The 25309-nt window shown below is 72.3% G+C and carries 19 protein-coding genes; 10 read left to right on the forward strand and 9 right to left on the reverse strand.

The window, feature by feature from the left end:
* Nucleotides 1-135 precede the first annotated feature (135 nt).
* Together ACIQMX_RS09285 and ACIQMX_RS09290 are read left to right on the forward strand one after the other, a co-directional pair.
* On the forward strand, nucleotides 136-1200 hold the full coding sequence (locus ACIQMX_RS09285) for a LacI family DNA-binding transcriptional regulator (protein ID WP_363065668.1): 1065 nt from the start codon (nucleotides 136-138) through the stop codon (nucleotides 1198-1200).
* Between the two features lie 136 nt (nucleotides 1201-1336).
* Nucleotides 1337-2125: a sugar phosphate isomerase/epimerase family protein gene (locus tag ACIQMX_RS09290; RefSeq protein ID WP_402476019.1), complete on the forward strand. Its 789-nt coding sequence runs from the start codon at nucleotides 1337-1339 to the stop codon at nucleotides 2123-2125.
* A 51-nt stretch (nucleotides 2126-2176) separates the two neighbouring features.
* Here ACIQMX_RS09290 and ACIQMX_RS09295 read toward each other — a convergent pair whose 3' ends face one another.
* Entirely contained in the window at nucleotides 2177-3076 is a 900-nt protein-coding gene (locus ACIQMX_RS09295) for an EamA family transporter (RefSeq protein ID WP_402476021.1), read from the reverse strand.
* 166 nt (nucleotides 3077-3242) lie between these two features.
* Between ACIQMX_RS09295 and ACIQMX_RS09300 the strand changes: the two genes are divergently transcribed.
* A complete protein-coding gene (locus tag ACIQMX_RS09300; RefSeq protein WP_363065662.1) occupies nucleotides 3243-4151 on the forward strand; it encodes a LysR substrate-binding domain-containing protein in 909 nt (302 codons plus the stop codon).
* Between the two features lie 18 nt (nucleotides 4152-4169).
* Here ACIQMX_RS09300 and ACIQMX_RS09305 read toward each other — a convergent pair whose 3' ends face one another.
* Nucleotides 4170-5291, reverse strand: a complete 1122-nt coding sequence (locus tag ACIQMX_RS09305) for a hypothetical protein (RefSeq protein ID WP_363065660.1) — start codon at nucleotides 5289-5291, stop codon at nucleotides 4170-4172.
* Complete coding sequence (locus ACIQMX_RS09310; RefSeq protein WP_402476023.1) at nucleotides 5284-5559, reverse strand: hypothetical protein; 276 nt, start codon at nucleotides 5557-5559, stop codon at nucleotides 5284-5286. The genes ACIQMX_RS09305 and ACIQMX_RS09310 overlap by 8 nt, the downstream gene beginning before the upstream one ends.
* Nucleotides 5560-5853: 294 nt before the next feature.
* Here ACIQMX_RS09310 and ACIQMX_RS09315 point away from each other — a divergent pair, with 294 nt between their 5' ends.
* Together ACIQMX_RS09315 and ACIQMX_RS09320 are read left to right on the forward strand one after the other, a co-directional pair.
* Entirely contained in the window at nucleotides 5854-7704 is a 1851-nt protein-coding gene (locus ACIQMX_RS09315) for a glycoside hydrolase family 3 protein (protein WP_402476025.1), read from the forward strand.
* A 203-nt stretch (nucleotides 7705-7907) separates the two neighbouring features.
* Nucleotides 7908-10262, forward strand: a complete 2355-nt coding sequence (locus tag ACIQMX_RS09320) for a SpoIIE family protein phosphatase (RefSeq protein ID WP_402476027.1) — start codon at nucleotides 7908-7910, stop codon at nucleotides 10260-10262.
* 18 nt (nucleotides 10263-10280) lie between these two features.
* On the opposite strand, the gene ACIQMX_RS09325 is transcribed toward ACIQMX_RS09320, so the two are convergent.
* Both ACIQMX_RS09325 and ACIQMX_RS09330 read right to left on the reverse strand, forming a co-directional pair.
* On the reverse strand, nucleotides 10281-11756 hold the full coding sequence (locus ACIQMX_RS09325) for a S28 family serine protease (protein ID WP_363065652.1): 1476 nt from the start codon (nucleotides 11754-11756) through the stop codon (nucleotides 10281-10283).
* Nucleotides 11757-11854: 98 nt separating this feature from the next.
* Entirely contained in the window at nucleotides 11855-12271 is a 417-nt protein-coding gene (locus tag ACIQMX_RS09330) for a hypothetical protein (protein ID WP_363065650.1), read from the reverse strand.
* A gap of 184 nt (nucleotides 12272-12455) precedes the next feature.
* On the opposite strand from ACIQMX_RS09330, the gene ACIQMX_RS09335 reads away from it, so the two are divergent.
* Nucleotides 12456-12947, forward strand: a complete 492-nt coding sequence (locus tag ACIQMX_RS09335) for a hypothetical protein (RefSeq protein WP_363065648.1) — start codon at nucleotides 12456-12458, stop codon at nucleotides 12945-12947.
* 58 nt (nucleotides 12948-13005) lie between these two features.
* On the opposite strand, the gene ACIQMX_RS09340 is transcribed toward ACIQMX_RS09335, so the two are convergent.
* The gene (locus tag ACIQMX_RS09340) at nucleotides 13006-16743 is read right to left on the reverse strand and encodes an ABC transporter ATP-binding protein (protein WP_402476029.1); all 3738 of its coding nucleotides are present in this window, start codon (nucleotides 16741-16743) and stop codon (nucleotides 13006-13008) included.
* Between the two features lie 115 nt (nucleotides 16744-16858).
* A complete protein-coding gene (locus ACIQMX_RS09345) occupies nucleotides 16859-17860 on the reverse strand; it encodes a serine hydrolase (RefSeq protein ID WP_402476030.1) in 1002 nt (333 codons plus the stop codon).
* Between the two features lie 275 nt (nucleotides 17861-18135).
* Here ACIQMX_RS09345 and ACIQMX_RS09350 point away from each other — a divergent pair, with 275 nt between their 5' ends.
* Nucleotides 18136-18498 carry a hypothetical protein gene (locus ACIQMX_RS09350; protein WP_363065642.1) on the forward strand — a complete coding sequence of 121 codons (363 nt, stop codon included), beginning with the start codon at nucleotides 18136-18138 and terminating at the stop codon, nucleotides 18496-18498.
* A gap of 54 nt (nucleotides 18499-18552) precedes the next feature.
* On the opposite strand, the gene ACIQMX_RS09355 is transcribed toward ACIQMX_RS09350, so the two are convergent.
* Both ACIQMX_RS09355 and speB read right to left on the reverse strand, forming a co-directional pair.
* The gene (locus ACIQMX_RS09355) at nucleotides 18553-20238 is read right to left on the reverse strand and encodes a thiamine pyrophosphate-binding protein (RefSeq protein ID WP_402476032.1); all 1686 of its coding nucleotides are present in this window, start codon (nucleotides 20236-20238) and stop codon (nucleotides 18553-18555) included.
* Nucleotides 20235-21224 (reverse strand): agmatinase, encoded by a 990-nt coding sequence (gene speB / locus ACIQMX_RS09360; RefSeq protein ID WP_363065638.1) that lies wholly within the window; start codon nucleotides 21222-21224, stop codon nucleotides 20235-20237. Before speB ends, ACIQMX_RS09355 begins: the two co-directional genes overlap by 4 nt.
* A gap of 185 nt (nucleotides 21225-21409) precedes the next feature.
* Here speB and ACIQMX_RS09365 point away from each other — a divergent pair, with 185 nt between their 5' ends.
* From ACIQMX_RS09365 to ACIQMX_RS09375, 3 genes are all read left to right on the forward strand, one after another.
* Nucleotides 21410-22855, forward strand: a complete 1446-nt coding sequence (locus tag ACIQMX_RS09365) for a PucR family transcriptional regulator (RefSeq protein ID WP_402476034.1) — start codon at nucleotides 21410-21412, stop codon at nucleotides 22853-22855.
* 191 nt (nucleotides 22856-23046) lie between these two features.
* Nucleotides 23047-24306 carry a hypothetical protein gene (locus ACIQMX_RS09370; protein ID WP_402476036.1) on the forward strand — a complete coding sequence of 420 codons (1260 nt, stop codon included), beginning with the start codon at nucleotides 23047-23049 and terminating at the stop codon, nucleotides 24304-24306.
* The gene (locus tag ACIQMX_RS09375; protein ID WP_402476038.1) at nucleotides 24296-25054 is read left to right on the forward strand and encodes a hypothetical protein; all 759 of its coding nucleotides are present in this window, start codon (nucleotides 24296-24298) and stop codon (nucleotides 25052-25054) included. Before ACIQMX_RS09370 ends, ACIQMX_RS09375 begins: the two co-directional genes overlap by 11 nt.
* The last annotated feature ends 255 nt before the right edge of the window (nucleotides 25055-25309 follow it).

The following is a 25309-nucleotide window of genomic DNA, read 5'->3' on the forward strand; positions in this document are numbered from 1 at the left end:
CAGCCGTAGCAAGCGCTTTCTATGCGGTATGACGCTAGCCTGCCGACAGCGGCCTGGACAAGAGGGGGCGCGCTGATTGGTTTGGTCCACTTCCGGATTGCTCCCATCCCCCTCGTCACTTCTCGGAGGAATGCGATGACAGTCACCCTGGCGGACGTGGCGGCTCGCGCCCGGGTGTCCCCGGCCACCGTCTCCCGCGTGCTCAACGGCAACTATCCGGTGGCCACGTCCACCCGGGAGCGGGTCCTGCGTGCGGTGGACGACCTGGACTACGTGCTCAACGGGCCCGCGAGTTCACTCGCGGCGGCGACGTCCGACCTGATCGGGATCCTGGTCAACGACATCGCCGACCCGTTCTTCGGGATCATGGCGGGCGCGGCCCAGACCGAGATCGGCGGTCCGGGCGACGGTTCGGGCCGGGCGGGCGGCGAGAAGCTCGCGATCGTCTGCAACACCGGCGGCACCCCCGAGCGCGAGCTCACCTATCTGACCCTGCTCCAGCGCCAGCGCGCCGCCGCTGTCGTCCTCACCGGCGGCGCGGTCGAGGACCCGGCCCACCAGGCCGCGGTCTCCGCGAAGCTGGCGAAGCTCGCCGACGCGGGGACGCGGGTGGTCCTGTGCGGACGCCCCCCGCTGGCCGACAACACCTCCGTGGTGGCCGCGCTGGCCTTCGACAACCGCGGCGGCGGCCGGCGGCTCACCGAGCACCTGCTCTCGCTGGGCCACCGCGACATCGGATACGTCGCGGGCCCGGTGGAGCGGACCACGACCCGCCACCGGCTGGAGGGCCACCGCGACGCGATGAAGGCCGTGGGGATCGTGGGCGACGAGGAGCGGCTCACCGTGCACGGCTCCTACGACCGGCGCTCCGGCTACGACGCCACGGTCGAACTCCTGCGCCGCGAACCGGGGATCACCGCCGTGGTCGCGGCGAACGACACGGTCGCCCTGGGCGCCACCGCGGCGATCCGCGACCGCGGGCTGCGCATCCCCGAGGACATCTCGGTGGCGGGCTTCGACGACCTGCCGTTCTCCGTGGACGTGGTCCCGGCCCTGACGACCGTACGGCTTCCGCTCTTCGAGGCGGGGGCCCGGGCGGGCCGGCTGGCGACCGGCAAGGAGGCCCCGCCGCCCGGCGGCATCGCGACGATCGCCGCGGAGCTGATGGTGCGCGGGTCGACGGCCCCGCCCCGGGGATGAGAGCCGGGCCGCGGGAAGCGGGAGTTCACCGCGTCGCCGCGCCCGGCGTGAGTCGCACCGCACCGACCGGGGTACGCGCGGGACGCGCCCCGGTCCGTACCGTGCAGGGGCACGTATCGACGGAAGGAACACGCACGTGAAACTCGCCTTCTCCACCCTCGGGGTTCCGGGCCTGCCGATGGCCGAGGTCATCCGGCTGGCAGCCGAGCACGGCTACCGGGGAGTGGAGCTGCGCGCCCACCCCGAGGAGCCGGTACACCCCGGCCTCACGAAGGCCGAACGAGCCTCCGTCGCCGATGAGTTCAAGCGGGGCGGGGTCGAGATCCTGACCGTCGCCGGCTACGTGCGGGCGGCCGCCGCGGGCGACGACCAGCCGGTGCTGGACGAGCTCGCCGGACTGGTCGAGCTGGCCCGGGACCTGGGCGCGTCGAACGTCCGGGTCTTCCCGGGCGGCGGCGACCAGGACCCCGACGCCGCCGACGCCACGGCAGCCCGCCGGCTGGCCGCCGCCGCGCCGTACGCCGCCGGCCTGGGCGTACGCATCCTGCTGGAGACCCACGACTCGCACCGCGCGGGCGTAGACGTGGCCCGGGTGGTCGGCACGGTCGGGCACGGGAGCATCGGGGCGTTGTGGGACGTCATGCACACCTGGATGGCGGGTGAGGAACCGGTGGCGAGCCACGCGGTGCTGGCCCCGCACCTGGGATACGTACAGGTGAAGGACATCGCCTCGGCCGAGGACACCACGCCGGTGGCCCTGGGTGCGGGGGTGCTGCCGCTGCGGGCGTGCCTGGACACGCTCGACGCGGACGGCTGGGTCTGCTGGGAGTACGAGAAGCGCTGGTACCCGGGGGCGGCGGAGCTGCCGGGGATGCTCGCCGCGGGACGCGAGCACCTGTTGCGGCTGGGGGCCCCGAAGGACTAGTGCCACGGCGGGGCAACGCTTGCCCCGGGCAGACGTTGCCCCGCCGCGGCGCTAGAGCGGGACCGGCGCCGGCACCGGGACGGGCTCGCGGGGGCGCCGTGCCCCCGCGAGCGAGGTCAGCGCCACCCCGCCGACCAGCAGCGCCGCCGCGCACCACCGCAGCGGGCTCACCGATTCGCCGAGCAGCAGCGCGGCCGACGACATCCCGAACACCGGCACGAGCAGTGTGAACGGGGCCACGGACGAGGCCTGGTAGCGGCTGAGCAGGAAGCCCCAGGCCCCGAAGCCGAAGATCGTGACGACCCAGGCGACGTAGACGATGATTCCGGCGCCGCTCCAGTCCAGCGCGGCGAGCGCGTCCCGGTCGCGGTCCCAGCCCTCGAACAGCAGGGACAGGCCGAGCAGCGGGAGGACGGGCACGGTCGAGACCCACACCATGAAGTTGAGGGAGTCGGGCGGGGCGGCCCTGCGGGTCAGGACGTTCGACACACCCCAGCAGGCCGCCGCGGCGATCACCAGCACGAAGGCGAGCACGGGCCCGCTCGCCCCCTCGTCGACGGCGGCCACCCCGATGCCGGAGAGCGCCACCGCCATGCCCGACAGCTTGGCCTTTCCCGGCCGTTCACCCAGCACGAGCGCCGCGAAGAGGGCCGTGAACACCGCCTGCACCTGAAGGACCAGGGAGGAGAGCCCGGCGCCCATCCCCCGGTCCATGCCGATGAAGAGCAGGCCGAACTTGGCCACGCCCAGGGCCAGCCCCACCCCCACGATCCACTTCCACGCGACCTTCGGCCTGCCGACGAAGAACACCGCGGGCAGGGCCGCGACGAGGAAGCGCAGGGCCGAGAAGAGCAGCGGCGGGAAGTGGTCGAGCCCGAGCTCGATGACGACGAAGTTGACGCCCCAGAGGGCGGCCACCAGGACGGCCAGGGCGATGTGGAGGGGACGCATGCACCGAGGATCGCGTGTGCGGACCATGTAGCACCAGCACGGATTTCTTCATGGTGAAATTGAGTGTTGCTAATGAATCGTTGCTCATGAGCCGTTGCCCGTGAATGGCCGCCCGTGAATCGCTGCTCATGAATCGATGGAACCCCCTGGGACCCCGGAGGCCACCGTGCTCGACCTCGCCCGGCTGCGCGCCCTGCACGCCATCTCCGTCCACGGCTCCGTCGCGCGTGCGGCGGCCGCACTCGGCTACACCCCGTCGGCGGTCTCCCAGCAGATCACCAAGCTGGAGCGGGAGACCCGCACGACGTTGCTGGAGCGGCGCGGCCGCGGGGTCGCGCTGACCGAGGAGGCCGTCCGTCTGGCCGCGACCGCCCAGGAGTTGCTGGCGATCGTGGAGCGCGCCGAGACCTCGCTGGAGGAGCGCCGGGGACTGCCGACGGGCCGGCTGTCGATCGGCGCCTTCGCCTCGGCGGCGCGCGGGCTGCTGCCCGGGGTACTGGCGGAGCTGGACCGCGAGCACCCCGAGCTCGACGTGCGGCTGACGGAGGTCGACCCGCACCTCTCGGTGGACCTGGTGGCCAAGGGCGTGATCGACCTGGCCGTCGCGCACGACTGGGACATCGCCCCGCTGCCCGCCCCGGAAGGCGTGGCGCAGGCGGATATCGGGGACGACCGGTGCGACCTGCTGGTGCCCGCGGGCCACCGGCTGGCGGGCCGGGACGGGGTGCGGCGCGAGGAACTGGCGAAGGAGCGGTGGATCTGCCAGCCGCCGGGGACGGTCTGCCACGACTGGCTCGTACGGACGCTGCGCGCGGCGGGCTACGAGCCGGACATCCGCCACCAGGCCGAGGAGAACCACACCCAACTCGCCCTGCTCGCCGCCGGACTCGGGGTGGCGATGATCCCCCGGCTGGGGCGCGGGCCGCTGCCGGACGGGGTGGTGGCGGTGCGGATCGATCCCGTACCGGTGCGGCGGCTGTACGCGTTGTGGCGTACGGAGGCGGCGCGCCGTCCGGCGATCACCGCGGCCGTCTCGGCGCTTCAGGCGCACGGCGCGGGCGTGGGGCTGCGGTGACGGCCGGCCCTCCTCGCCTCAGATCGCTCCCGCCTTCCTGAGCCGCTCCAGCGCGGCCGCGCCGCGCGGGTCGGTATCCGTGGTGCCGAAGAGGAAGCGCCCGGCGTCCTCGGCGGCGAATGTACGGAGTACGTACTGCTCCGCGAGGTCCACGGCCCATGGAGCGGCTCCGGCCGGCTCCCGCCTCGCCGCGCGGAGCCAGGAGAACATCTCGCCGGCGAGCCACGCGCCGATGCGCGTCGTCCACCGCTCGTCGAAGTCGCCGTCGGTCTCCAGGCCCATGCGCGCAGCCTCACGGCGCAGTTCGGCCATGCGCTCGCGGGTGACGGCCCGCGGGTGCGGCATGAGTTCCCGCAGCAGGATCCTCACATCGACCCAGTCGGGCCTCTCCTCCGGTTCCCCGTCCCCGACGGTCACCCGTTCGGGCGGGGGCTCGGGCGCGGCCGGACGCCGGGCCGGGAGGAGCGCCTCCAGGGCTGCGCGGACGGCGGCGGCGTTCTCCCGGTTCATCGCGGCCCGGGGCGACCGGCCGTCCATTCCCCAGGCATCGGCCAGACCGCGCACCGCCGGTGGCAGCAGGGGCGCCTCGCCCTCCTGGGGCCGCCGGCCCAACTCCCGGTTGCGCGGCCTGCGCAGCATGATGAGCCATGCGCGGACAACCTGCCGGTCGGCACCGTCCACCGTGCCATCGGCCACGAGACGCAGCAGCGCCGCCTCACCGTGCGGCGCGCCCAGCCCGTGCAGCAGGCGCACACCGGCGAACGCGTACAGGTTCATCCGCACCCAGCGCTCGGCCAGCGCGGCGGCCGACGCGGGTTCCCGCAGCCCGGCCGCCTCCAGCCGCCCGTTCAGGGAATCCAGCACATGCTGCGCCTCGGACATCCGGCGTTCGCGCTCACGCTCCCGCGCGAAGAGCTCTTCCCACTCCGGGGTGAGCGGCGCATGCGGGCCGGGGGCCTCCGAGCTCCGGTACCGCTCCCACAGCTCGTCCGTCCAGTGGTCCGGCTTGACGCGCAGCACATGCTCCTCGGCCTCCGCGCGCTCGTACCGCTCCCACAGCTCGTCCGTCCAGCCGGCCGGCGGCGGCTCGTACGCGTCGAGTGCCGCCGCCAGGGCGTCCAGGTCCGAGCGCTCATCCATGATTCCGCCGTCCTTCCTCACGAGACGCCGTCCGGTTCAGGTCACGCCGCCGCAGGATCATCCGCTCGGTGCGGAAAGGCCCCCGCCTCTCCCGCCGCACCACCGGCAACGCGAACCGGTCACGCGTCTCCGGCTTGCGCAGCAGCACCAGCGCCGCGAGGGGAATCGCGGTCCGGGTGAGCCCGCGACAGTCCATGTGCAGCAGCGAAACGAACGACTGCCGCGGCAGCCGGCCCTGCACGGCCACCAGCCAGCGGGCCGCCCACACGCCACCACCCCGTACCACTCACACTCGTACACCAATGCGAATACTGTAGGCCCTGCATGGTCTCCTGGATCCAACGACCTTCAGCTGTGGCCCAGTTCGCGCAGGCGGTCGCCTGCCTCACGCCAACTCCGCCCCGCCCGGCCCTCCGTCTCGTACCGGCCCGGCCCGGCTCCGGGGTCCGGGACGCGCTGAAAACGGTCCGCACCCTTGACCGGAAGTTATTTTCTGTATATCCGTGATCCCTGGCAGTTTCTTTCAACCCCCTCGTCATCGAGTTCGGCCGAAGGAGCTCACGTGCACGACCGCACCTCCAGACGCACCCTCCTCACCGCCACCGCGGCAACCGCCGTCGCGGCGGCTGCGGGCATGGCAGTCGCCCCCGGCGCTCTCGCCGCACAGAAGTCCCCCCGCAGCAGCCACACCTCCGCCGCCACCACACGGCGGCTGAAGCGGCTCATCTCCCGGATGAGCCTGGAGGAGAAGGTCGGCCAGCTCTTCGTCATGCGGGTCTACGGGCACTCCGCGACCGAGCCCGACCAGGCCGACATCGACTCCAACCTCGCCGAGATCGGCGTGCGTACCGCCGCCGAGATGATCGCCAAGTACCACGTGGGCGGCATCATCTACTTCGCGTGGGCGCACAACACCCGCGACCCGCACCAGATCGCCGACCTCTCCAACGGCATCCAGCGGGCCGGGCTGGCGGGGCCCAACTCCGTACCGCTCCTCATCTCCACCGACCAGGAGCACGGCATCGTCTGCCGGGTCGGCGAGCCCGCCACGCTGATGCCGGGCGCGATGGCGCTGGGCGCGGGCGGTTCGCGGTCCGACGCCCGCCGGGCCGGGCAGATCGCGGGCGCCGAGCTGGCCGCGATCGGGATCTGCCAGAACTACGCCCCGGACGCGGACGTCAACGTCAACCCGGCCAACCCGGTGATCGGCGTGCGGTCCTTCGGTTCCGACCCGCAGTCCGTGGCCGGCATGGTCGCGGCGCAGGTGAAGGGGTACCAGAGCGCCGGGATCGCCTCCACGGCCAAGCACTTCCCCGGCCACGGCGACACCAGCACCGACAGCCACACCGGGCTGCCGGTCATCACCCACACCCGCGAGCAGTGGGCCGAGCTGGACGAGCCGCCGTTCAAGGCGGCGATCGCCGCGGGCATCGACTCGATCATGACGGCGCACATCGTGGTGCCCGCGCTCGACCCGTCCGAGGACCCGGCGACGCTGTCCAGGCCGATCCTCACCGGGATCCTGCGCGAGGAGCTCGGCTACGACGGCGTCGTCGTCACCGACTCGCTCGGCATGGAGGGCGTGCGGACGAAGTACGGCGACGAGCGGGTGCCGGTGCTGGCGCTGCAGGCGGGCGTCGACCAGCTGCTCAACCCGCCGAGCCTGGCGGTCTCCTGGAACGCGCTCCTGGCTGCCGTGAAGAACGGTGAGGTCAGCGAGGCCCGGCTCGACGAATCGATCCTGCGCATCCTGCGGCTGAAGACGAAGCTGGGGCTGTTCGACGACCCGTTCGTCAGCCGCCAGGGTGTGGACCGTACCGTCGGCACCCGGTCGCACCTCGCCGCCGCCGACCGGATCGCGGAGCACACCACCACGCTGCTGGCCAACGAGGGCGCGCTGCTGCCGCTGTCGCGCCGCTCGCACCGGAACGTGCTGGTCGTGGGGGCCGATCCGGCCTCTCCGTCCGGTACGACGGGGCCGCCGACCACCACCATGGCCCAGGCGTTCAACGAGCTGGGGTACACCGCCACGGCCCTGCCCACCGGCACCGCGCCGACCAGGGCGGCCATCGACGCGGCGGTGGCCGCCGCGCAGGGCAAGGACGCGGTGGTCGTGGGGACGTACAACGTCTCGGCGACGAGCGCGCAGCGGACCCTGGTGCGCGAGCTGGCCGCGACCGGGGTCCCGGTGATCACGGTCGCGATCCGCAATCCGTACGACATCGCCCAGCTGGCGGGGACCGGCTACGCGGCGAGTCTGGCCTCGTACTCGTGGACCGACGTCGAACTGCGGGCAGCCGTCCGGGTGATCGCGGGCCGGGCGGAGCCGGAGGGCAGGCTCCCGGTGCCGGTGCAGCGCGCGGACGATCCCGCACAGGTGCTGCATCCGGTGGGGTACGGGCTCACCTACTGACCACCGGCGGGCAGGCGAAGCGTCCTGAGGCTTCGGGCAGTGCGGACGGCTCCGTGTCCGCGCTGCCCGAAGCGCTGTGCCGAGGGCGTCGCGCGGCGCTCCGGTGGCGGATTGCGGGGACAGGGCCGATTCTGGTGCGGTAGCCGTGTGTCGCACGCGGACGCCTGTTGCGGGTCCCGTCAGGGGGCGAAGGAGCTGGCTTCATGGCTGATGCCCCTCTGGTCGTCGTGGACAGCAGCGGTGTGGTCACCTGCTGGAGCAGTGGTGCGGAGCAGCGCTTCGGGCTGTCGGCCGCCGACGCGGCGGGACGCCCTGTCGCGGACGTGCTGGCGGGCAAGGCCTGGCGCCGGACCCCTGACGAGGCGGTCCCGGGGCTGTGGGTGGAGCCGCTGGGCGGGACGGACTGGGGTATCTGGGCGTCCGACGGGGACGTGGGGGCGGTCGGGCAGGCGCTGCTGGACATGATGTTCCTCCAGGCGTACATGCCCGTCCGCGTACTCGACACGGAACTGCGTGTGGTGCGCGCGAGCGTGCCGCCCGGCACCGGCAGTGACGAAGCCGACGGGCTGCGGGGGCGGCTGTTCACCGAGCTGAGCGGCTTCGAGGAACCGGAGGCGGTGGACGCCTTCCTGCGGGAGGTCCTGGACACGGGCGTGCCCGGAATCCGTCGGGTGTTCCACGCCCGCCCGGGTGCGGCGCCCGGCGCCCCGCACCCCGGGCAGTGCCCCGTACCGGCCGAACGGCGCTCGCTCTCCGTCACGGCGCTCCGGCTCGAGGAGCGGCGGGGGGAACAGGAGCGGGAAGGCACCGTGCTCGGAATCGCCGCGTCCATGATCGACGTGACCGACGAGACCAGACTCCGGCGCCGGGAGGCCACCCTCACCGCGGTACGCGAGAACGTGGGCACGACCCTCGACATCGAAACCACCTGCCACGAACTCGTCGACGCGCTGGTCCCCGCCTACGCCGACGTCGGCGTGGTCGAGATCGTCGAGTCGCTCCTGCGCGGCGAGGCCCCGCAGCCCGGGCCGATGCTGGGCGACGTACCGCTGCGGCGTGCCGCCTACAAGGGGCTGCCCCCGCCGGCCCGCCGGGTGGGAGACATCCGCACGCTCGTCGACGGAACCCCGTACCAGCAGGCCCTGTCCGACCTGCGGGCGCGTCTGGTCCCGCTGACGGGCGAGCTCTGGGCCGACGTCGACCCGGAACAGGCGCGCGTCATCCGGGCCGCCGGTTCGCACACGCTCCTGCTGGCGCCTCTGACGCTGCACGGTGGGGTCCTCGGCCTGGTCAGCCTCTACCGGAGCGGAGACTCCGAACCCTTCACCGAGGACGACATCCCGGTCGCGGCGGCGGTGGCCTCCCGGGCCGCCCTCGGTATCGACAACGCGCGCCGCTACGTGCACGAGTACACCGTCGTCAGCGCGCTGCGCAGAGCCCTGCTTCCGCAGCGGCAGGCGGAGCAGCCCGCCGTCCAGACCGAGCACCTGGTGCTGCCGGGACGGGACAGCACCAACTGGATCGACACGATCTCGCTGCCGGGGGCCCGGACCGCCCTGATGATCGGGGAGGTGACCGAACACGGTATCCACGCGGCCACCGCCCTGGGGCAGCTGCGCACCGTCGTCCAGGCCCTTGCCGCGCTCGACCTGGAACCCGACGAGCTGATCGCCCGGGTGTACGACTCCGCGGCGATGCTGATGCAGGAACGGAACCAGCTGCCGCCGGAGGACCCGCTGCACCGCAGGCCGCTCGCGGCCTCGTGCCTGTACGCCGTCTACGACCCGTTCAGCGAGACGTGCGTCGTGGCTTCCGCGGGTCATCCGGCCCCGCTCGTCGTCGCCCCGGACGGCACCGCCTCCGTCGCCGATGTCCCGGTGGGACCGCTCCTGGGCGCCGAGGACCGGGAGCCCGTGGCCGCCGCCACGGTGCCGCTGCGCGAGGGCAGCCTTCTCGCCCTGTCCAGCACTGTGCTGCGCGACTACGCCGAGCCGCCCTCGGGTGTGCTGCGCCGGGCGCTGGCCCACCCGGAGCGGCCGCTGTCGCACCTGTGCGAAGCGGCAGCCGCCGCCCTGCCCGACGCGCCGGGGCTCCAGGGCGCCGTCCTGCTCCTGGCCAGGACACGCGCCATGCCGCCGGACCGGTTCGCCGCCTGGGAGCTGCCGCACGACACGTCGGCACCGGCCACGGCGCGCCACCTGGTGGCCGAACGGCTGGCCGCCTGGAACCTCGGCGGGGAGACCGGCGACGCGACCGAACTGATCGTCAGCGAACTGGTGACCAACGCGGTGCGCTACGGGAGTCCGCCGGTGAAGCTGCGTCTGATCCTCGACCGCGGACTGACGTGCGAGATCTGGGACGGCAGCACCACCGCCCCGCACATGAAATACGCGGGGGCGGTGGACGAGAGCGGGCGGGGACTGTTCATCATCTCCCAGCTCGCCACCCTGTGGGGCACCCGTTACGCCCCACAGGGCAAGACCGTCTGGTCCGAGCAGACGCTCTCTCCCGAGGTGTCTTCCGACGTGCCTTCCGACATGTCTCCCGACGAGGAGTGAGCGTCTGCGCCGGGTCCCCTACGGGCGCCTGGTGCCGAGCCGGTGCTCGGTCGTCAGGTCCTTCTTGTCGAGCCGTGCGTCGAACTTCGCGAGCGGCTTCGCCTTCGCCGGGTCCGCCTGGACCGCGGCCGGGGCGACACCCGCCCAGCGCAGGATGGCCGCGGTGGCCGTGGCGTTCTGCTCCGGGGACAGGCCGGCGACGTTCGAGCCGTGGTTGCCGCCGGGCACCGTGAAGACGTAGCTGTCACGGGCACCCCTGCCGAGGCGGAAGCGCTCGGCACCCCACGGGTCGTTCTCCCCGTACACGTACAGCATGTGGTTGGCGTGGTGCTGCACCCACGTGTCGACGTCGCGCATCACCGAGGGCTGGAACTTCATGGGGATGGAGCTCGGCACGAAGTTGCGCGGCGGCTGGTAGCCGTAGCGGCTCAGCTTGCCGAGCCAGGGCTGCTTGATGTCGGGCGAGCCGAGCTGGGTGCCCGCCTGGTAGTAGTACGGCGTGTAGTTCGCCAGGCCCTGGTCCGCGTAGGCGGAGAAGCCGGAGATCGAGTCGACCGAGTCCCAGATCGCCTGGTCGGTCGCGTTCTCGGCGTCGGCCGGGATGGTGTCGCAGTCGGCGAGCAGGCTGTACTGCCAGTACGCCCAGATGTAGTCCATGACGACGGCCTCGTAGGCCTTGTCCAGGGTGCCGACGGTGGTGAAGGTGTAGCCGTTGTCGGCGGCGTACTGCTCGTACTTCTTCTCCAGCGGCTCCCGGCGGACCAGCGCCTCGCGCTGCACACCCTCCAGCCGGTCGCGGCACTCCTTCGTGCCGACGCCGGCGAAGAACCGGTCGTACGCCGAGTCCTCCTTGTTGACCACGTCGTTGGGTGCGACGTAGGCGACGACGCCGTCCATGTCCTTCGGGTAGAAGCGCTCGAAGTACGTGGCGGTCATGCCGCCCTTGGAACCGCCGGTGGTCAGCCAGTTCTTGGAGTAGATGCGCTTCAGCGCGGTGAAGACCCGGTGCTGGTCACTGGCGGCCTGCCAGATGTCGAGCTTGGACCAGTCGGCGGGCGAGGGGCGTGACGGCGTGAAGAACCGGTACTCCAGCGAGACCTGGTTGCCGTCGATGATCCGGGTCGGCTCCGAACGGCTGGGGTTGGTGGAGACGTTGTAGCCGCCGGTGTAGAAGACCGTGGGGCGGGAGGTGTCCTTGTGCAGCACGGTGATGCGCTGCTGGAACGTTCCCTTCGACGGGTGCCGGTGGTCGATCGGCTGGGTGTAGTTGAGAACGAAGTAGCGGTAGCCCGCGTACGGCTTCTCCTGGATGAGACTCATGCCCGGGATGGCCAGGATGCGGTCCTTGATGTCCGTGCTCGTGCCGCTGTCGCCGACCGCGGAACGGAACGCGGCCGGTTCCGCGGCGGTGGCCGCCCCGGCCGAAGCGCCCGTCGCACTCACCGTGCCGATGAGCACCGCGAGCGACAGGAACCCTCTGAGCGCCTTACGCATACACACTCCCCTTGATTCACAACAGACGTCGTGAACCTAGCGGGGCAATACCCGCACCACCAGACCCTGTTGCCGGGGCGTCCGCTCGCGTCGCCCGGTCAGCACAGGGTCCAGCTCGTGGTGCCGGTCTTCCCGGAGATCGTGCCCGAGGCCCGGACGCAGCGGTTCAGCGCGTGCACGGTCACCGGTCCGGCCCGCTGGGTGAAGGAGCCGCTGTCGACGACGGGGCTGCCGCCGCGGGGCTGGATCTGTACGGACATCCGGCGCCGTTGGCCGGGCTTGGTGGCGACCGCGGTGGCGCAGGCGTAGTCGCGGGTCCGGTAGAGGCGCAGCTCTCCCGTCGCGAACCTCACGGTCTTCGCGGGCCGTCCGGCGCACACCGAGGCGGCGTCGGCGCTGCTCGCCTCCACGCCGCCGACGACGAGCCCGAGAGCGGTCGTCAGGGCCAGGGCGAGCAGGCGGGACGCGCCCCGCCGTCCCGTACGCCCGTCGTGTCTTTCGGTCCCTCTGGTCACCGGCAGCCCCATCGCTTCGTCGAACGCACAAGCCCTTACCCCACACCTGTACGCACATACGTGTATCTGGCTACGACGCCGGAGGCCATCCGGAGGTTGCACCCGGCGCGCTCCGCGTTCCGCCCGGCCGGACCGGCACACGATGGGCCCACCGGACAGAGCCGTACGAAAGGCGGGAACCGCAATGACCCGACTCCGCACCTCCCAGCGTCCCCGTGGCCGGCGCGTCATCGGCCGCACGCTGCTCGCCGCCGCTCTCCTGACCGCCGTGGCCGCCGTCCCGGCCGCCGCCGTCGTGCCGCAGGGCGCACCGGCTGCCGCCACGGCTCGGGACGCGGCCCCGGCATATCAGCAGGTCGTCCACTTCTACGGGGCCTACATCGACGCGGTCGCCGCCCAGGAAGGCGGTGAACTGACCTCCTCGTTGCGGGACTTCTACCTCACGCCCGCACTGCGCGCCGAGCTCGGCGACTGGGAGGCGGCCCACGGCGCCGACGGCGTGCTGCACGCCCAGAACGCCCCGGCCGGCTTCCGCGTCAGCGGTGGCGACAGTGGTGCCGGGCACACCTGGTCGACGGTCCGGCTCACCTGGGGGCCTGCGGCCGACCCCACGTACACGTATCTGAAGGTGCGCTCGGACCTGGCGACCGGGAAGATCTCCGGCATCCGGGAGTAGGCCGGGCCGCCCGGTCCCGGACGCCCGCCCTGCTCCCGGATGGTCGGGCCGCCCGGCCTCAGACTCCCGCCGGCTCGTCCTCCCCTATGAAGGTGCGCCACAGCACGGCGTAGTGCCCGTTGCGCGTGAGGAGTTCGTCGTGGGTGCCGTCCTCGACGACGCGGCCGTGGTCCATCACCACGACCCGGTCGGCGCGGGCGGCGGTGGTGAGGCGGTGGGCGACGACGAGGGTGGTGCGCCGGCCGGCGAGGCGGTCGGTCGCCTGGTTGACGAGGGCTTCGCTGGCGAGGTCCAGGGACGCGGTGGCCTCGTCGAGCAGCAGGACGTCCGGGTCGACGAGTTCGGCGCGGGCGAGCGCGATCAGCTGACGCTGGCCGGCCGAGAGGTTGCGGCCCCGTTCGGCGACCTCGTGGAGGTAGCCGCCGTCCAGGGTGGCGATCATGTCGTGCGCGCCGACCGCCCGGGCCGCCGCCTCCACCTCGGCGTCGGTGGCCTCCGGCCGCCCGTACGCGATGGCATCGCGCACCGTGCCGGCGAAGAGGTACGCCTCCTGGGGGACGACCCCGAGCCGGTGCCGGTACGCCGTCATGTCCAGCGCGCGCAGATCGGTGCCGTCCGCCGTGATCCGGCCGCCCGTCGGGTCGTAGAAGCGGGCGACGAGCTTGACCAGGGTGGACTTGCCGGCGCCGGTCTCGCCGACGAACGCGACGGTCTGGCCGGCCGGGATGCGCAGGTCGATACCGGTGAGCGCGGTCTCCTCGCCGCCGTACGCGAAGGACACGTCCTCGAACGCGATGTCGCCGCGCAGCGACTTCACGTCCTGCGGCCGGTCCCGGTCGGCGGTGGACGTCGGCTCCTGGAGGAGTTCCTGGATGCGGCCGAGGGAGACGGTGGCCTGCTGGTAACCGTCGAAGACCTGCGAGAGCTGCTGGACGGGCGCGAAGAACAGGTCGATGTAGAGCAGGTAGGCGACCAGCGCACCCGTGGTGAGCGTGCCGTTGTCGACCCGGCCCGCGCCGACGATCAGTACGGCGGCGGCGGCCACCGACGACAGCAGCTGGACGAACGGGAAGTACACCGAGATCAGCCACTGGCCGCGGACCCGGGCCTCGCGGTAGTGGTCGCTGCGGGCGGCGAACCGGTCGGCGCCGTCCCGCTCGCGGCGGAAGGCCTGCACGATCCGGAGGCCGGAGACGGACTCCTGGAGGTCGGCGTTGACGACGCTGATGCGCTCACGGGCCAGCTCGTACGCCTTGACGCTCTTGCGGCGGAAGAAGAACGTGCCGATGACCAGCACCGGCAGCGTCGCGAAGACGACCAGGGCCAGTTCCACGTCGAGGACCAGCAGCGCGACCATGATGCCGAAGAAGGTGACGACGGAGACGAAGGCGGTGACGAGACCGGTCTGGAGGAACGTGGACAGGGCGTCCACGTCCGTCGTCATCCGGGTCATGATCCGGCCGGTGAGCTCGCGCTCGTAGTAGTCCAGGCCGAGGCGCTGGAGCTGCGCGAAGATCTTCAGCCGCAGCGAGTAGAGCACGCGCTCGCCGGTCCGCCCGGTCATCCGGGTCTCGCCGGTCTGGGCCGCCCACTGCACCAGGACGACGAGGAGGCCGAAGGCGGAGGCCGTCCAGACCGCGCCGAGCGCCAGCTGGGTGACTCCGTCGTCGATGCCGTTCCTGATCAGTACGGGCAGCAGCAGGCCCGCCCCGGCGTCCACGGCGACCAGGGCCAGGCTGACCAGCAGCGGCAGTCCGAAGCCGCGCAGCAGCCGGCGGAGCCCGTAGGACTCCTCGGCGTGCACGGCGCGGGCCTCGTCGACGTCCGGGGTGTCGGTCGCCGGCGGCAGGGCCTCGACCTGGGCGAGGAGCTCGGGGGTGGCGGGTGTGCCGGCCGCGTCGGTCTCGCGCTCCTCCTCCTTACGGACCCACAGCTCGGGCGTGATGCCCCGCTCTGCGTCGAACTCGGCGTCGATCTCCTCCTGGAGCGCGCGGTCGTCGGCGGGGTCCGGGGCGGTCTTGGACAGGTGGCCGGGCGAGGTGCCGCCCAGCTCGTCCGGGTCGGTGAGCAGGCGCCGGTAGAGCGCGCAGCGGAGCTCCAGCTCCTCATGGGTGCCGATGTCGGCGAGCCGGCCGTCCTCCAGGACGGCGATCCGGTCGGCGAGGCCCAGCGTGGAGCGGCGGTGGGCTATCAGCAGCGTGGTGCGGCCGGCCATGACCTGGCGCAGCGCGTCGTGGATCTCGTGCTCGACACGGGCGTCGACGGCGGAGGTGGCGTCGTCGAGGAGGAGCAGCCGGGGGTCGGTGAGGATGGCCCGGGCGAGCGCGACGCGCTGGCGCTGGCCGCCGGAGAGGGTGAGTCCGTGCTCGCCGACCTTGGTGTCGTAGCCGTCGGGCAGCTCGGCGATGAACCGGTCGGCCCGGGCGGAGCGGGCGGCCTGTTCGATCTGTTCGTCGGTGGCGTCGGGGAACCCGTAGGCGATGTTGGCGCGGATGGTGTCGGAGAACAGGAAGCTGTCCTCCGGGACGAGGCCGATGGCGGCCCGCAGCGAGTCGAGGGTCAGTTCGCGTACGTCGCGTCCGCCGACGAGGACGGCGCCGTGGGTGACGTCGTAGAAGCGCGGCAGCAGCAGGGAGACGGTGGACTTGCCGCTGCCGGACGCGCCGACGACGGCGACGGTCTCGCCGGGTTCGATGGTCAGCGAGAAGCCGTCGAGTACGGGGCGGTCCTCGGTGTAGCCGAACCGCACGTCGTCGAACTCGACGCCGGCGGGGATGCCGGCCGGCAGTTCCTTGGTGCCGTCCTGGAGGGACGGTTCGGTGTCGATGAGTTCCAGTACGCGCTCCACACCGGCGCGGGCCTGCTGGCCGACGGTGAGGACCATGGCGAGCATCCGGACCGGGCCGACGAGCTGGGCGAGGTAGGTGGAAAAGGCGACGAACGTACCGAGGGTGATCTCGCCGCGGGTGGCGAGCCAGCCTCCGAGGGCCAGCATCGCGACCTGGCCGAGGGCGGGGACGGCCTGGAGCGCGGGGGTGTAGCGGGAGTTCAGCCGGATGGTGCGCAGCCGGCCGGCGAAGAGCCTGCGCCCGGCCTCGCGCAGCTTGCCGGTCTCCTGGTCCTCCTGCCCGAAGCCCTTGACGACGCGGACGCCGGAGACGGCTCCGTCGACGACCCCGGCGACGGCGGCGGCCTGCGACTGGGCGTACCAGGTGGCGGGGAACAGGCGGGTGCGGGAGCGGCGGGCGATGTACCAGAGGGCGGGGGCGACGGCGACGGCGATGAGAGTCAGCAGCGGCGAGAGCCACGCCATGATCACCAGGGAGATGAGGAAGAGCAGGACGTTCCCGATGGTCATCGGGAGCATGAAGAGCAGGCTCTGGATCAGCTGGAGGTCGCTGGTGGCGCGGCCGACGACCTGTCCGGTGGAGAGCTCGTCCTGGCGTCTGCCGTCGAGGCGGGTGATCGTCCGGTACATCTCGGTCCGCAGGTCGTGCTGGACGTCGAGGGCGAGCCGGCCGCCGTAGTAGCGGCGGATGTACGTGGAGACGTACACGAGCACGGCCGCGACGATCAGCAGGCCGGTCCAGACGGCCAGGGACCGGGTGTGGCCGACGACCACGTCGTCGATGATCACCTTGGTGACGAGGGGGACGAGGGCCATCACCGCCATGCCGGCGAGCGACGAGCCGAGCGCCAGCAGCACGTTGCGGCGGTAGCGCCAGGCGTAACCGCTCAGCCTCCGTGCCCATCCGCGCGGCTGTCCGCCGCTTCCTTGCTCGCCTGCGTCCGACACGCGGTGCCTCCCGTTCGACCTGCTCTACCGGAAGGCACCAACGCGGTGTGCTGCGGATTTCATCCCGCCGCAACAAATACGGGACCTTCGGCGTAGGTCCTCGGAGGGGTCCGTGTCAGCGCGGGGTCACGGTGAGCATCCGGCCGGCCGGTGCCTCGGGCACCGGCGGGATCGCCTCCTGGAGGAGGGGCGTCACCGTGGGGGCGTCCGCCCGGTGCAGGGTGCGGGCGGACAGGCTGTGCATGACGCGCGGTTTCGCGGGCGGCAGGTCGAGGTCCTTGTGCACGGCCTTGGCGACGGCCTCGATGGTGTTGACGCCGTCCGTCATCGTCTTGTTGTCCTGGGTGAGCACCGTGAGGACGTAGTCGTGGCCCTTCCCCGTGAAGGCACCGATGCTGTGGACCCGCCAGCCGTGGGTGGCGCGCGGCAGCCAGCCGTTCTTGACCTGGACGGTGACCGTGGCCGGGGCGCCGGCGGGCGTGCCCCAGCGCTGTCCGGAGACGACCTTGCGCATCAGGCCGAGTTCGTAGGAGCGGGCGCTGTCGGTGAGCACGGAGTTCTTCGCGGTGAGGAGGAGCAGCAGCCGTTGCTGGTCCTGGGCGGTGATCTGGGTCAGCCCCCAGTAGCCGCCGGACCCGGGAACCGTGTGGGTCATCCCGGCCGCCTTGAGGAACGCGTTGACCTTGGTGACGCCGAGCTGCTTCCACAGGGCGGTGGTCGCGTCGTTGTCGGACTTGGTGATCATCGCGGTGGAGAGGCCGGTCTCGCGCTGCGTGAGGTGGCGGCCCTGCTTGGCGGTGTCCCAGAGCAGCGTGGCCAGCACGGTCGCCTTCACGACGCTGGCGGAGTCGTACTTCGACGTGGCCCGGAGCGTGCACGTGGTCTTCGTGGTCCGGTCGTAGAGGGCCACCGCGGTGGTCGACGCGCGCCCCTTGAGCGCGGCGGTGATGTCCTTGGACAGCTTGGCGGCGAGCCCGGTCCTCGCCGAGGTGCAGCTCGCCGTCGGTGTGGCGGCCGCGGCGGGTGCCGCGGTGACCGCCGCGGGTGCGAGCACTCCGACGGCGAGCGCGGCACGGAGTACGCCGCGGGCACGTCGGGATATGCGGGGTGTCGTCATGTGTGTGGCTTCCCGTCCCCTGAGGTTCGCGGGCGCGCCCCCCGGCGTGCCCACTGGGTTGACTCGTGGACGGACGGAAAGTTGTACGGCGAAGGTGGTTCGTGCCGGATTTCGTACCCGGCCTCGTGTTTGACTCCATGCCCGGCTTCGTGACCGGCCTCGTATTCGGCTCCGGGCCCGGCTTCGCGCACGGCGCGTCGCGGCGTTCCGCCGCGGGCCGGGGCGGGTAGTGATGTCGTCGGCCGGCGGAAAGCCGGTGGAACGGAGGAGCGGTCATGGCGGAGGGTCGGCCCACGGATGCCTATCGTTGCGGTCAGTTGTACGCGGCTCTGGAGAGCCTCCAGACGCTCGCCGATATCGGCTCCCGTGCGCTGAGCCGCGCGGACATGCGGGAGAACGCGGCGAAGAAGCCCCGCACCCACATGACCGAGCCGCTGATCATGGTGGGCCGGTCCCTGCATTCCGCGCGGCTGCGCGGCCGGGCGGCCGCGGCAGGTGCGGTGTTCCGGATGATCCCGGATCTGCTGCCGGCGGCGCGGGACCTGCCGGGCAGCCAGGACAGCGCGCAGTGCGAGGAGTTCACCCGGGGCAGGCGGGATCAGCTGGAGGTCATCGGCAAGGAGACCGCCTCGCTCTGAGCCGGCGTGCCCGTGCCCGGGACGGCTTCGGTCCCGGGCACGGGTACGGGGGCGTCAGAGGTGTGTCGGCGCGAACATCCGCAGCAGCGCCGGGAGCACGACGACCGAGGGGCCGGGCTGTGCGAGGGCCTTGGCCAGGTCGTCGGTGAGCGCCTCCGGGCTCGTACGGACCGCGGGGACGCCGAAGGACTCGGCGAGGGCCACGAAGTCCGGGCGGGACAGTTCCGTCGCGCTGGTCTCGCCGAAGGCGTCGGTCATGTACTCGCGCAGGATGCCGTAGCCGCCGTCGTCGACGATCAGCCAGGTGACGGGGAGGTCGTACTGACGGGCGGTGGCGAGCTCCGCGATCGAGTACATCGCGCCACCGTCGCCGGACACCGCGAGGACCGGTTTCGTACGGTCGGCGGCGGCTGCGCCGATGGCCGCCGGGAAGGCGTAGCCGAGGCCGCCGGAGCCCTGGGCGGAGTGCATGGTGTTGGGGCGGCGGGCGTCGAAGGCGGCCCAGGCCCAGTAGCCGAGGATCGTCATGTCCCAGAAGCTGGGTGACGCGTCGGGCAGGGCGGTCCTGATCCCGGCGACGAGGCTTTGTTCCAGGTCGAGTTCCTGGCCGTCGATCCGGTCCCGTACCCGGGCGAGGACGGACGCGACGCGCTCGGCGGCGGCCGGGTCCCGGCGCGGGGTGACCGCTTCGAGGAGGTCGGCCAGCGCGTCGCGGGCGTCGGCGTGGATGCCCAGGGCCGGGTGGTTGGACTCCAGCTTCCCGGCGTCGGCCTCGATCTGCACGACACGGCCGCGAGGTGCGAACGTGTGGTAGTTCGAGGAGAGTTCACCGAGACCGGAGCCGACGACGAGCAGGACGTCGGCGTCCTCCAGGAAGTCCGTCGTGTGCCGGTCCTCGATCCAGGACCGGAGGGAGAGCGGGTGGTCCCACGGAAAGGCGCCCTTGCCGCCGTACGTGGTGACGACCGCGGCGCCGGCCTTCTCCGCGAGGGCGCGCAGCTTGCCGGACGCGTCGGAGCGTACGACTCCGCCGCCCGCGATGATCGCCGGACGCTCCGCGTGCGACAGCAGGTGCGCCGCGACGGCGATGAGCTCGGGGCGGGCGTGCACCTCGCGCGGGGTGGCGTCCATCGCCGTGACGACGGGCAGGGTCGTCACGGCGGTGAGCACGTCCTGCGGAATCTCGATCCAGACCGGGCCGTGCGGGGCCGTGAGCGCGGACTCCCAGGCGGCGGCGATCGCGGACGGGATCTGCGAGGCGGTGCGGACGGTGTGCACGGACTTCACGATGTCGCGGAACGACGCCTTCTGGTCGCGGAGCTCGTGCAGATAGCCGTGGCGTCCGCCGCCGAGTCCCGCGGTCGGGATCTGGCTGGAGATCGCCAGTACGGGGGCGGAGGCGGCCGCCGCCTCCTGGAGCGCGGCGAGCGAGGTCAGTGCGCCGGGTCCGGTGGACAGCAGGAGCGGGGCGGCCTCGCCGGTGATGCGCCCGTAGGCGTCGGCGGCGAAGCCCGCGTTGTTCTCGACGCGCAGGCCGACGTAGCCCAGGGACGAGCGGCGCAGCGCGTCGAAGATGCCGAGCGCGTGCTGCCCGGGCAGGCCGAAGACGGTGGTGGCGCCGAGGCCCTGGAGGGTCTCGACGACGAGGTCGCCGCCGGTGCGTCCGGGCGGCGGGTTCAGCGCGGCGGCGATCTGGGCGGGGGTGAGTTCGGGGCGTTCGTCGTGGTGGTCGTGGCTCACTGCTCCCCCGCCTCCCCGGCCGGCTTCCGGGCCGCCGCGATCCGGCGGGTCATGATCGTCGTGAGTTCGTACGCGGCGTGCGAGGCGGCCACCGAGGTGATCTCGGCGTGGTCGTACGCGGGGGCGACCTCGACCAGGTCGGCGGAGACCAGGTTGCAGGAGGACAGCCCGCGCACGATCTCCAGCAGCTCCCGGGAGGTCAGGCCGCCGGCCTCGGGAGTGCCGGTGCCCGGGGCGTGGGCCGGGTCCAGGACGTCGATGTCGATGGAGATGTAGAGCGGACGGTCGCCGATGCGCTGACGCAGCTGGTCGGCGATCTCGTCGACGCCGCGGCGCATGACGTCGGCGGAGGTGACGATGCCGAAGCCCATCTTGGCGTCGTCGGTGAGGTCCTGCTTGCCGTACAGCGGGCCGCGGGTGCCGACGTGGGAGAGCGCGGACGTGTCGAGGATGCCTTCCTCGACGGCCCGGCGGAACGGGGTGCCGTGGGTGTACGCGGCGCCGAAGTAGGTGTCCCAGGTGTCGAGGTGCGCGTCGAAGTGGAGCAGCGCGACGGGGCCGTGCTTCTTGGCGACGGAGCGCAGCAGCGGCAGCGCGATCGTGTGGTCGCCGCCGAGTGTCATCAGCCGGGCGCCGGTACCGAGCAGGTCGTCGGCGGCGGCCTCGATCGTCTCGACGGCCTCGTTGATGTGGAAGGGGTTCGCGGCGATGTCCCCGGCGTCGGCGACCTGAGCCAGGGCGAACGGCGAGGCGTCCTGTGCCGGGTTGTACGGACGCAGGAGCCGCGAGGCCTCCCGGATCGCGTTGCCGCCGAAGCGGGCGCCGGGCCGGTAGGAGACGCCCGAGTCGAAGGGCACCCCGACCACGGCGACCTCCGCGGTGCCGACCTCGTCGAGGCGGGGCAGCCGCGCGAACGTCGCGGGTCCGGCGTACCGCGGGACGCGGGACGAGTCGACGGGGCCGCGCGGCGCTTCGTTGCTGCTCATGGGGCGGATGGCCTTTCCTTCGGTTCGATCACTGGCGCGCTGCTTCGAGTGTGCCGGATCCTCCGGATCGGCACGGAACGGCACGGAGGCGCGCGTGCGGGTCCGGGACGACGCTAGGCTCCGGCGCGGCAGCCTTGAAGTGTATGTTTCATCCATTCCAGACTCATTGAACGGATGAATCATCCATGCCCGACCTCCCCGCCGGACCGCCCACCCCGCCCGTCCCGCTGGCCGGGCTGCTGGCCCTGGAGGAGCTCGACCTCCGTCTGATCGCGGGACCGGCCGACGCCGAGCTGCTGTGGGTGCACACCTCGGAGATGGCGGATCCGTACCCGTATCTGCTCGGCGGCGAGCTGCTGCTGAGCGCCGGGGTGCTGCTCACGGACCCGGACGCGTACGTGGCCCGGCTGGTGGAGGCGGGGGCGGCGGCGCTCGGATTCGGGGTGCGGCCGGTGCACGAGGCGGTGCCGCGGGCCCTGGTCGCGGCGTGCGACCGGTACGGGCTGCCGCTGGTGGAGGTGGGACCGGGGACGCCGTTCACCGCGATCGCACGGGCGGTGTGGGGGCTGATGGCCGCGGCGCGCCACCGTGAGCTGCGCCGCGTGACCCGGGCCCAGCAGGCCCTGGCCTCGGCGGCGGCCCGGCCGGACCCGATCCCCGCCGTCCTGCACCAGCTGGCGGTCCGGCTGCCGGGGCGCGCGGCCCTGCTGGCGGCCGACGGCGAGGAGCTGCACGCGGCGGGCCGGCCTCCGGCCCCGGAGGCGCGGGCGGCCCTGGCCCGGCTCGCCCGGGTGGTCGCCCCGGGAGTCCGCCCCGCGCCCGCCTCGGCCACCGACACCGTGGGCGGCGTCCATCTGTCGGCGTACCCGCTGGGCGGCGGCCAGGGGCTCGCCCTGACCCTGGCCACGGACCACCGCGAGGCGGGCGACCACACCGTCGCCGGGATCGCGGTCGTCCTGCTCTCCCTGCTGACCGCCCCGCACCAGGGCGCAGACGCGGCGGCTCGCTCGGCGGCGCTCGTCCGGCTGCTGCTCGGCGCGGACCCGGCGGAGGTCGCGCCACTGCTGGACCGCGACGGGCGGTGGACGGTGGTGCACGCGCGCCGCAGCGGCGGCGGTGCGGCGGACCCGCTCGCCGCGGGCGCGCTCGGTGCGGCCCTGGGCTCGGCGCTCGTGGACACGGACCGGGCCGGCGATGCCGTACGGGTCCTGGTCCCGGGCGGCGGCCGGATCGCCCCGCAGCCGGGCTGGACGCTCGGCGCCTCGGCCCCCGCCCCGGCCGACGCCCTGGAGGCCGCCGGCACCCGGGCCGCGCGCGCCCTCGGCCGGGCGGAGGCGACCCGCGCCCCGCTGGTGGTGGACGCGCCGGTCGGCGGCCTCGCCGCCCTGCTCCCGCCCGGCCCGGCGGCCGACCGCGCCCGCGAACTCCTCGCCCCGCTCACCGCGCCGCTCGCCGAGACCCTGCGCTGCTGGCTCTCCCTGCACGGAAGTTGGGACCGCACGGCGGTGGCCCTGTCCGTTCACCGCAATACCGTGCGCCAACGCATCGCGCGGTGCGGTGTGTTGCTGGGCGCGGACCTGGACGACATGGATGTGCGCACGGAGTTGTGGCTCGCCCTGCGGCAGGAGTGATCCCGTGCGGCGCCCGCCCCGCGGATATCCGTTGCCCGCCCTCGGGCCCCGTGAGAGCATCGGATCCTCGCCGGTCCGGCTCCGTTCCTCTGCGCTTCGCCACGTGGGGGAAGAGTGCGGACCATTGCCGTGTCCGCGAAGGTCCGAGTGCTCCGCCGCCGGACGAGAAGGCGAATGACAGGTACGGGTTGATGGACACCACAGCACCGACGGAAGCCCGCCTCCACCCCGCGGGCAACACCTTGGTCGCGCCTTCGGAGCTGCATGACCATGACGGGATCAGGGACTTCTTCGGTGACGTCCTCACGCCGGAGGACCTGGCTTCCGGCGCGCCCGGCCTCGCGCAGGCGACCGTCTACCTGTGTGGCGACATATCCGGGTTCAGCCGAAGCCAACTGCGTTCGGCCGACCGGGTCTTCGTCATCCGCGAGCTGTCACACGGCTACGACGGGAGCGCCGGCGAACCCTGGACGCCCGTCGGCCTCGGCCGGGTCCCGCTGCGCGTGCACGGCGCCGGCGTGTACTACCGCCGCTTCTTCGGACTCGATGACGATCACTTCGGGCGGATCCGTGCGGAGCACGCGTTCCAGTCCCTGACGGAGTCCACCAAGCCGGGAACGGCCCATCGCAGCGGGATCTATCTGACGCCCGTCACGCGCCACGGTGACGCACTGCATTTCCGTCTGCTGCGGTGCTCCACGAACCTTTCGGGCCCGACGGAGGGTTTCGGCCCGACCGACACACGCGTCGTCGAGGCTCTGAACGACGAGGCAGCCGCAGTCTTCCGGAATCAGGCTCCGCTGAATCATGTCCTCGCGCAGATCTACCACAACACCGCCGCCACAGCCGTGCGCAAACAGTCGAAGGCCAGGATCTCGGCCCATGCCGACAAGACCAAGGACATGCCTGCCCACGGCATCATGGCCTTCTGCACCTTCTATGACGGACTCGACGAGCTGAGGCCCCTGGCCGAGGACGCCTTCGACTACGGCGTGAAGGGTGCCAGTGGACTGACCCGGCTTCGCTTCCGCCTCAAGGAGCCGGCCGAGGACCGCGACGCCCGCGACGCCCGCGACAGGGTGGCGCTCCCCTCGCAGTTCACCGTGACGCTCCACCCCGGATCCGTCTTCTTCATGCCACTGTCCACCAACCGTCTGTACACGCACGAGATCCGGCCCTCGGGCCTGGACGCCGGACTGCTCCCGACCCGCCTGGGATACGTGGTGCGCTGTTCGAGCGCCGAGGCCGTTCACAGGGACGGCCGCACGTTCCTCAAGACGGCCGGAGACCTGGTGGAACTGGGCCCGCCCACACCGGCCGGGATGGACGAACTGCGCCGCCTGTACTCCGAGGAGAACAGGACCTCGTCCTTCATCGACTACGGCGACCGGTTCGATTTCAGCATGAACACGGGAGATTACCTTGCCCCCGAATTCCGGGATGCCGGATGAGATCCTCTCGTTCGCTCTGCCGAGCGAGGAGAATCTCTTCGCGGAACTGGCCGCGTCAGCCCGTTGGGAGGACGCGGGAAAAGGCCGCCTGGGCGCGACGCTGACCAGAATCGACGATGCGGGCGGGGTGCCTCTCGTCCGCACGACCACGCGGTACAGCAATCCGCCCCAGCGATTCCGTTCGGTGCACGAAGGGCTGGCGCGACGGATTCAGGAACACGCGGCGCTTCCGGTCGGCTTCAACAACGCCCTCATCGAGACGTACACGCACGCTTGCACCACCATGGGAAGCCATTCCGACCAGGCTCTCGACCTGGCCGACGATTCGTTCATCGCCGTCTTCTCCTGCTATCAGCACGCCGATGCGGGACCGCCGAGGAAGCTGGTCTTCGAATCGAAGGGGCCTGATGGCGAGAAGTTCACTGTCCCTCTCACCCACCACGGCGTCGTCGCGTTCTCCGTCGACTCGAATCGGCGGCTCAGGCACAAGATCGTGCTGGACGCGCCCGACCGTACGAGGGACGACCAGTGGCTGGGCCTGACCTTCCGGACGTCGAAGACCCTTGTCCGTTTTCGCGACGGCCGGGCGTACCTCCCGCAGGGTGCGCCTCTCGTGCCGGCCGACGAGGACCAGAGTCGCGAGTTCTACCGGCTGCGGCGCCGGGAGAACGAGGAGACCGACTTCGTCTATCCCCCGCTGACGTACACCGTCAGCGAGAGCGATCTGATGCCGCCCGCCCGTCCTTGACCGATCGAACCGCTTCGGCGGAACCGAACCGCGCAGAGCCGCGCGTACGCGAAGGGAGCAGAAGCGCGGATACGAGTACGGGTACGGATGACGAGTCCACCCCCGCCTCCACACTTCACACCCCCGACCCGAGCCGGCCGGACGAGCCGCTGTCGCTGCGTGAGGCGGTCGCATCCGGGTCGCCCTCACTGGTGGAGGCGCTTCTGGAGCCGCCGCTCCGGAGCAGATACTCGGAGGCCGAGCTCCTGGAGGCCC

The organism is Streptomyces sp. NPDC091416 (assembly GCF_044756845.1).
Taxonomy (GTDB): domain Bacteria; phylum Actinomycetota; class Actinomycetes; order Streptomycetales; family Streptomycetaceae; genus Streptomyces.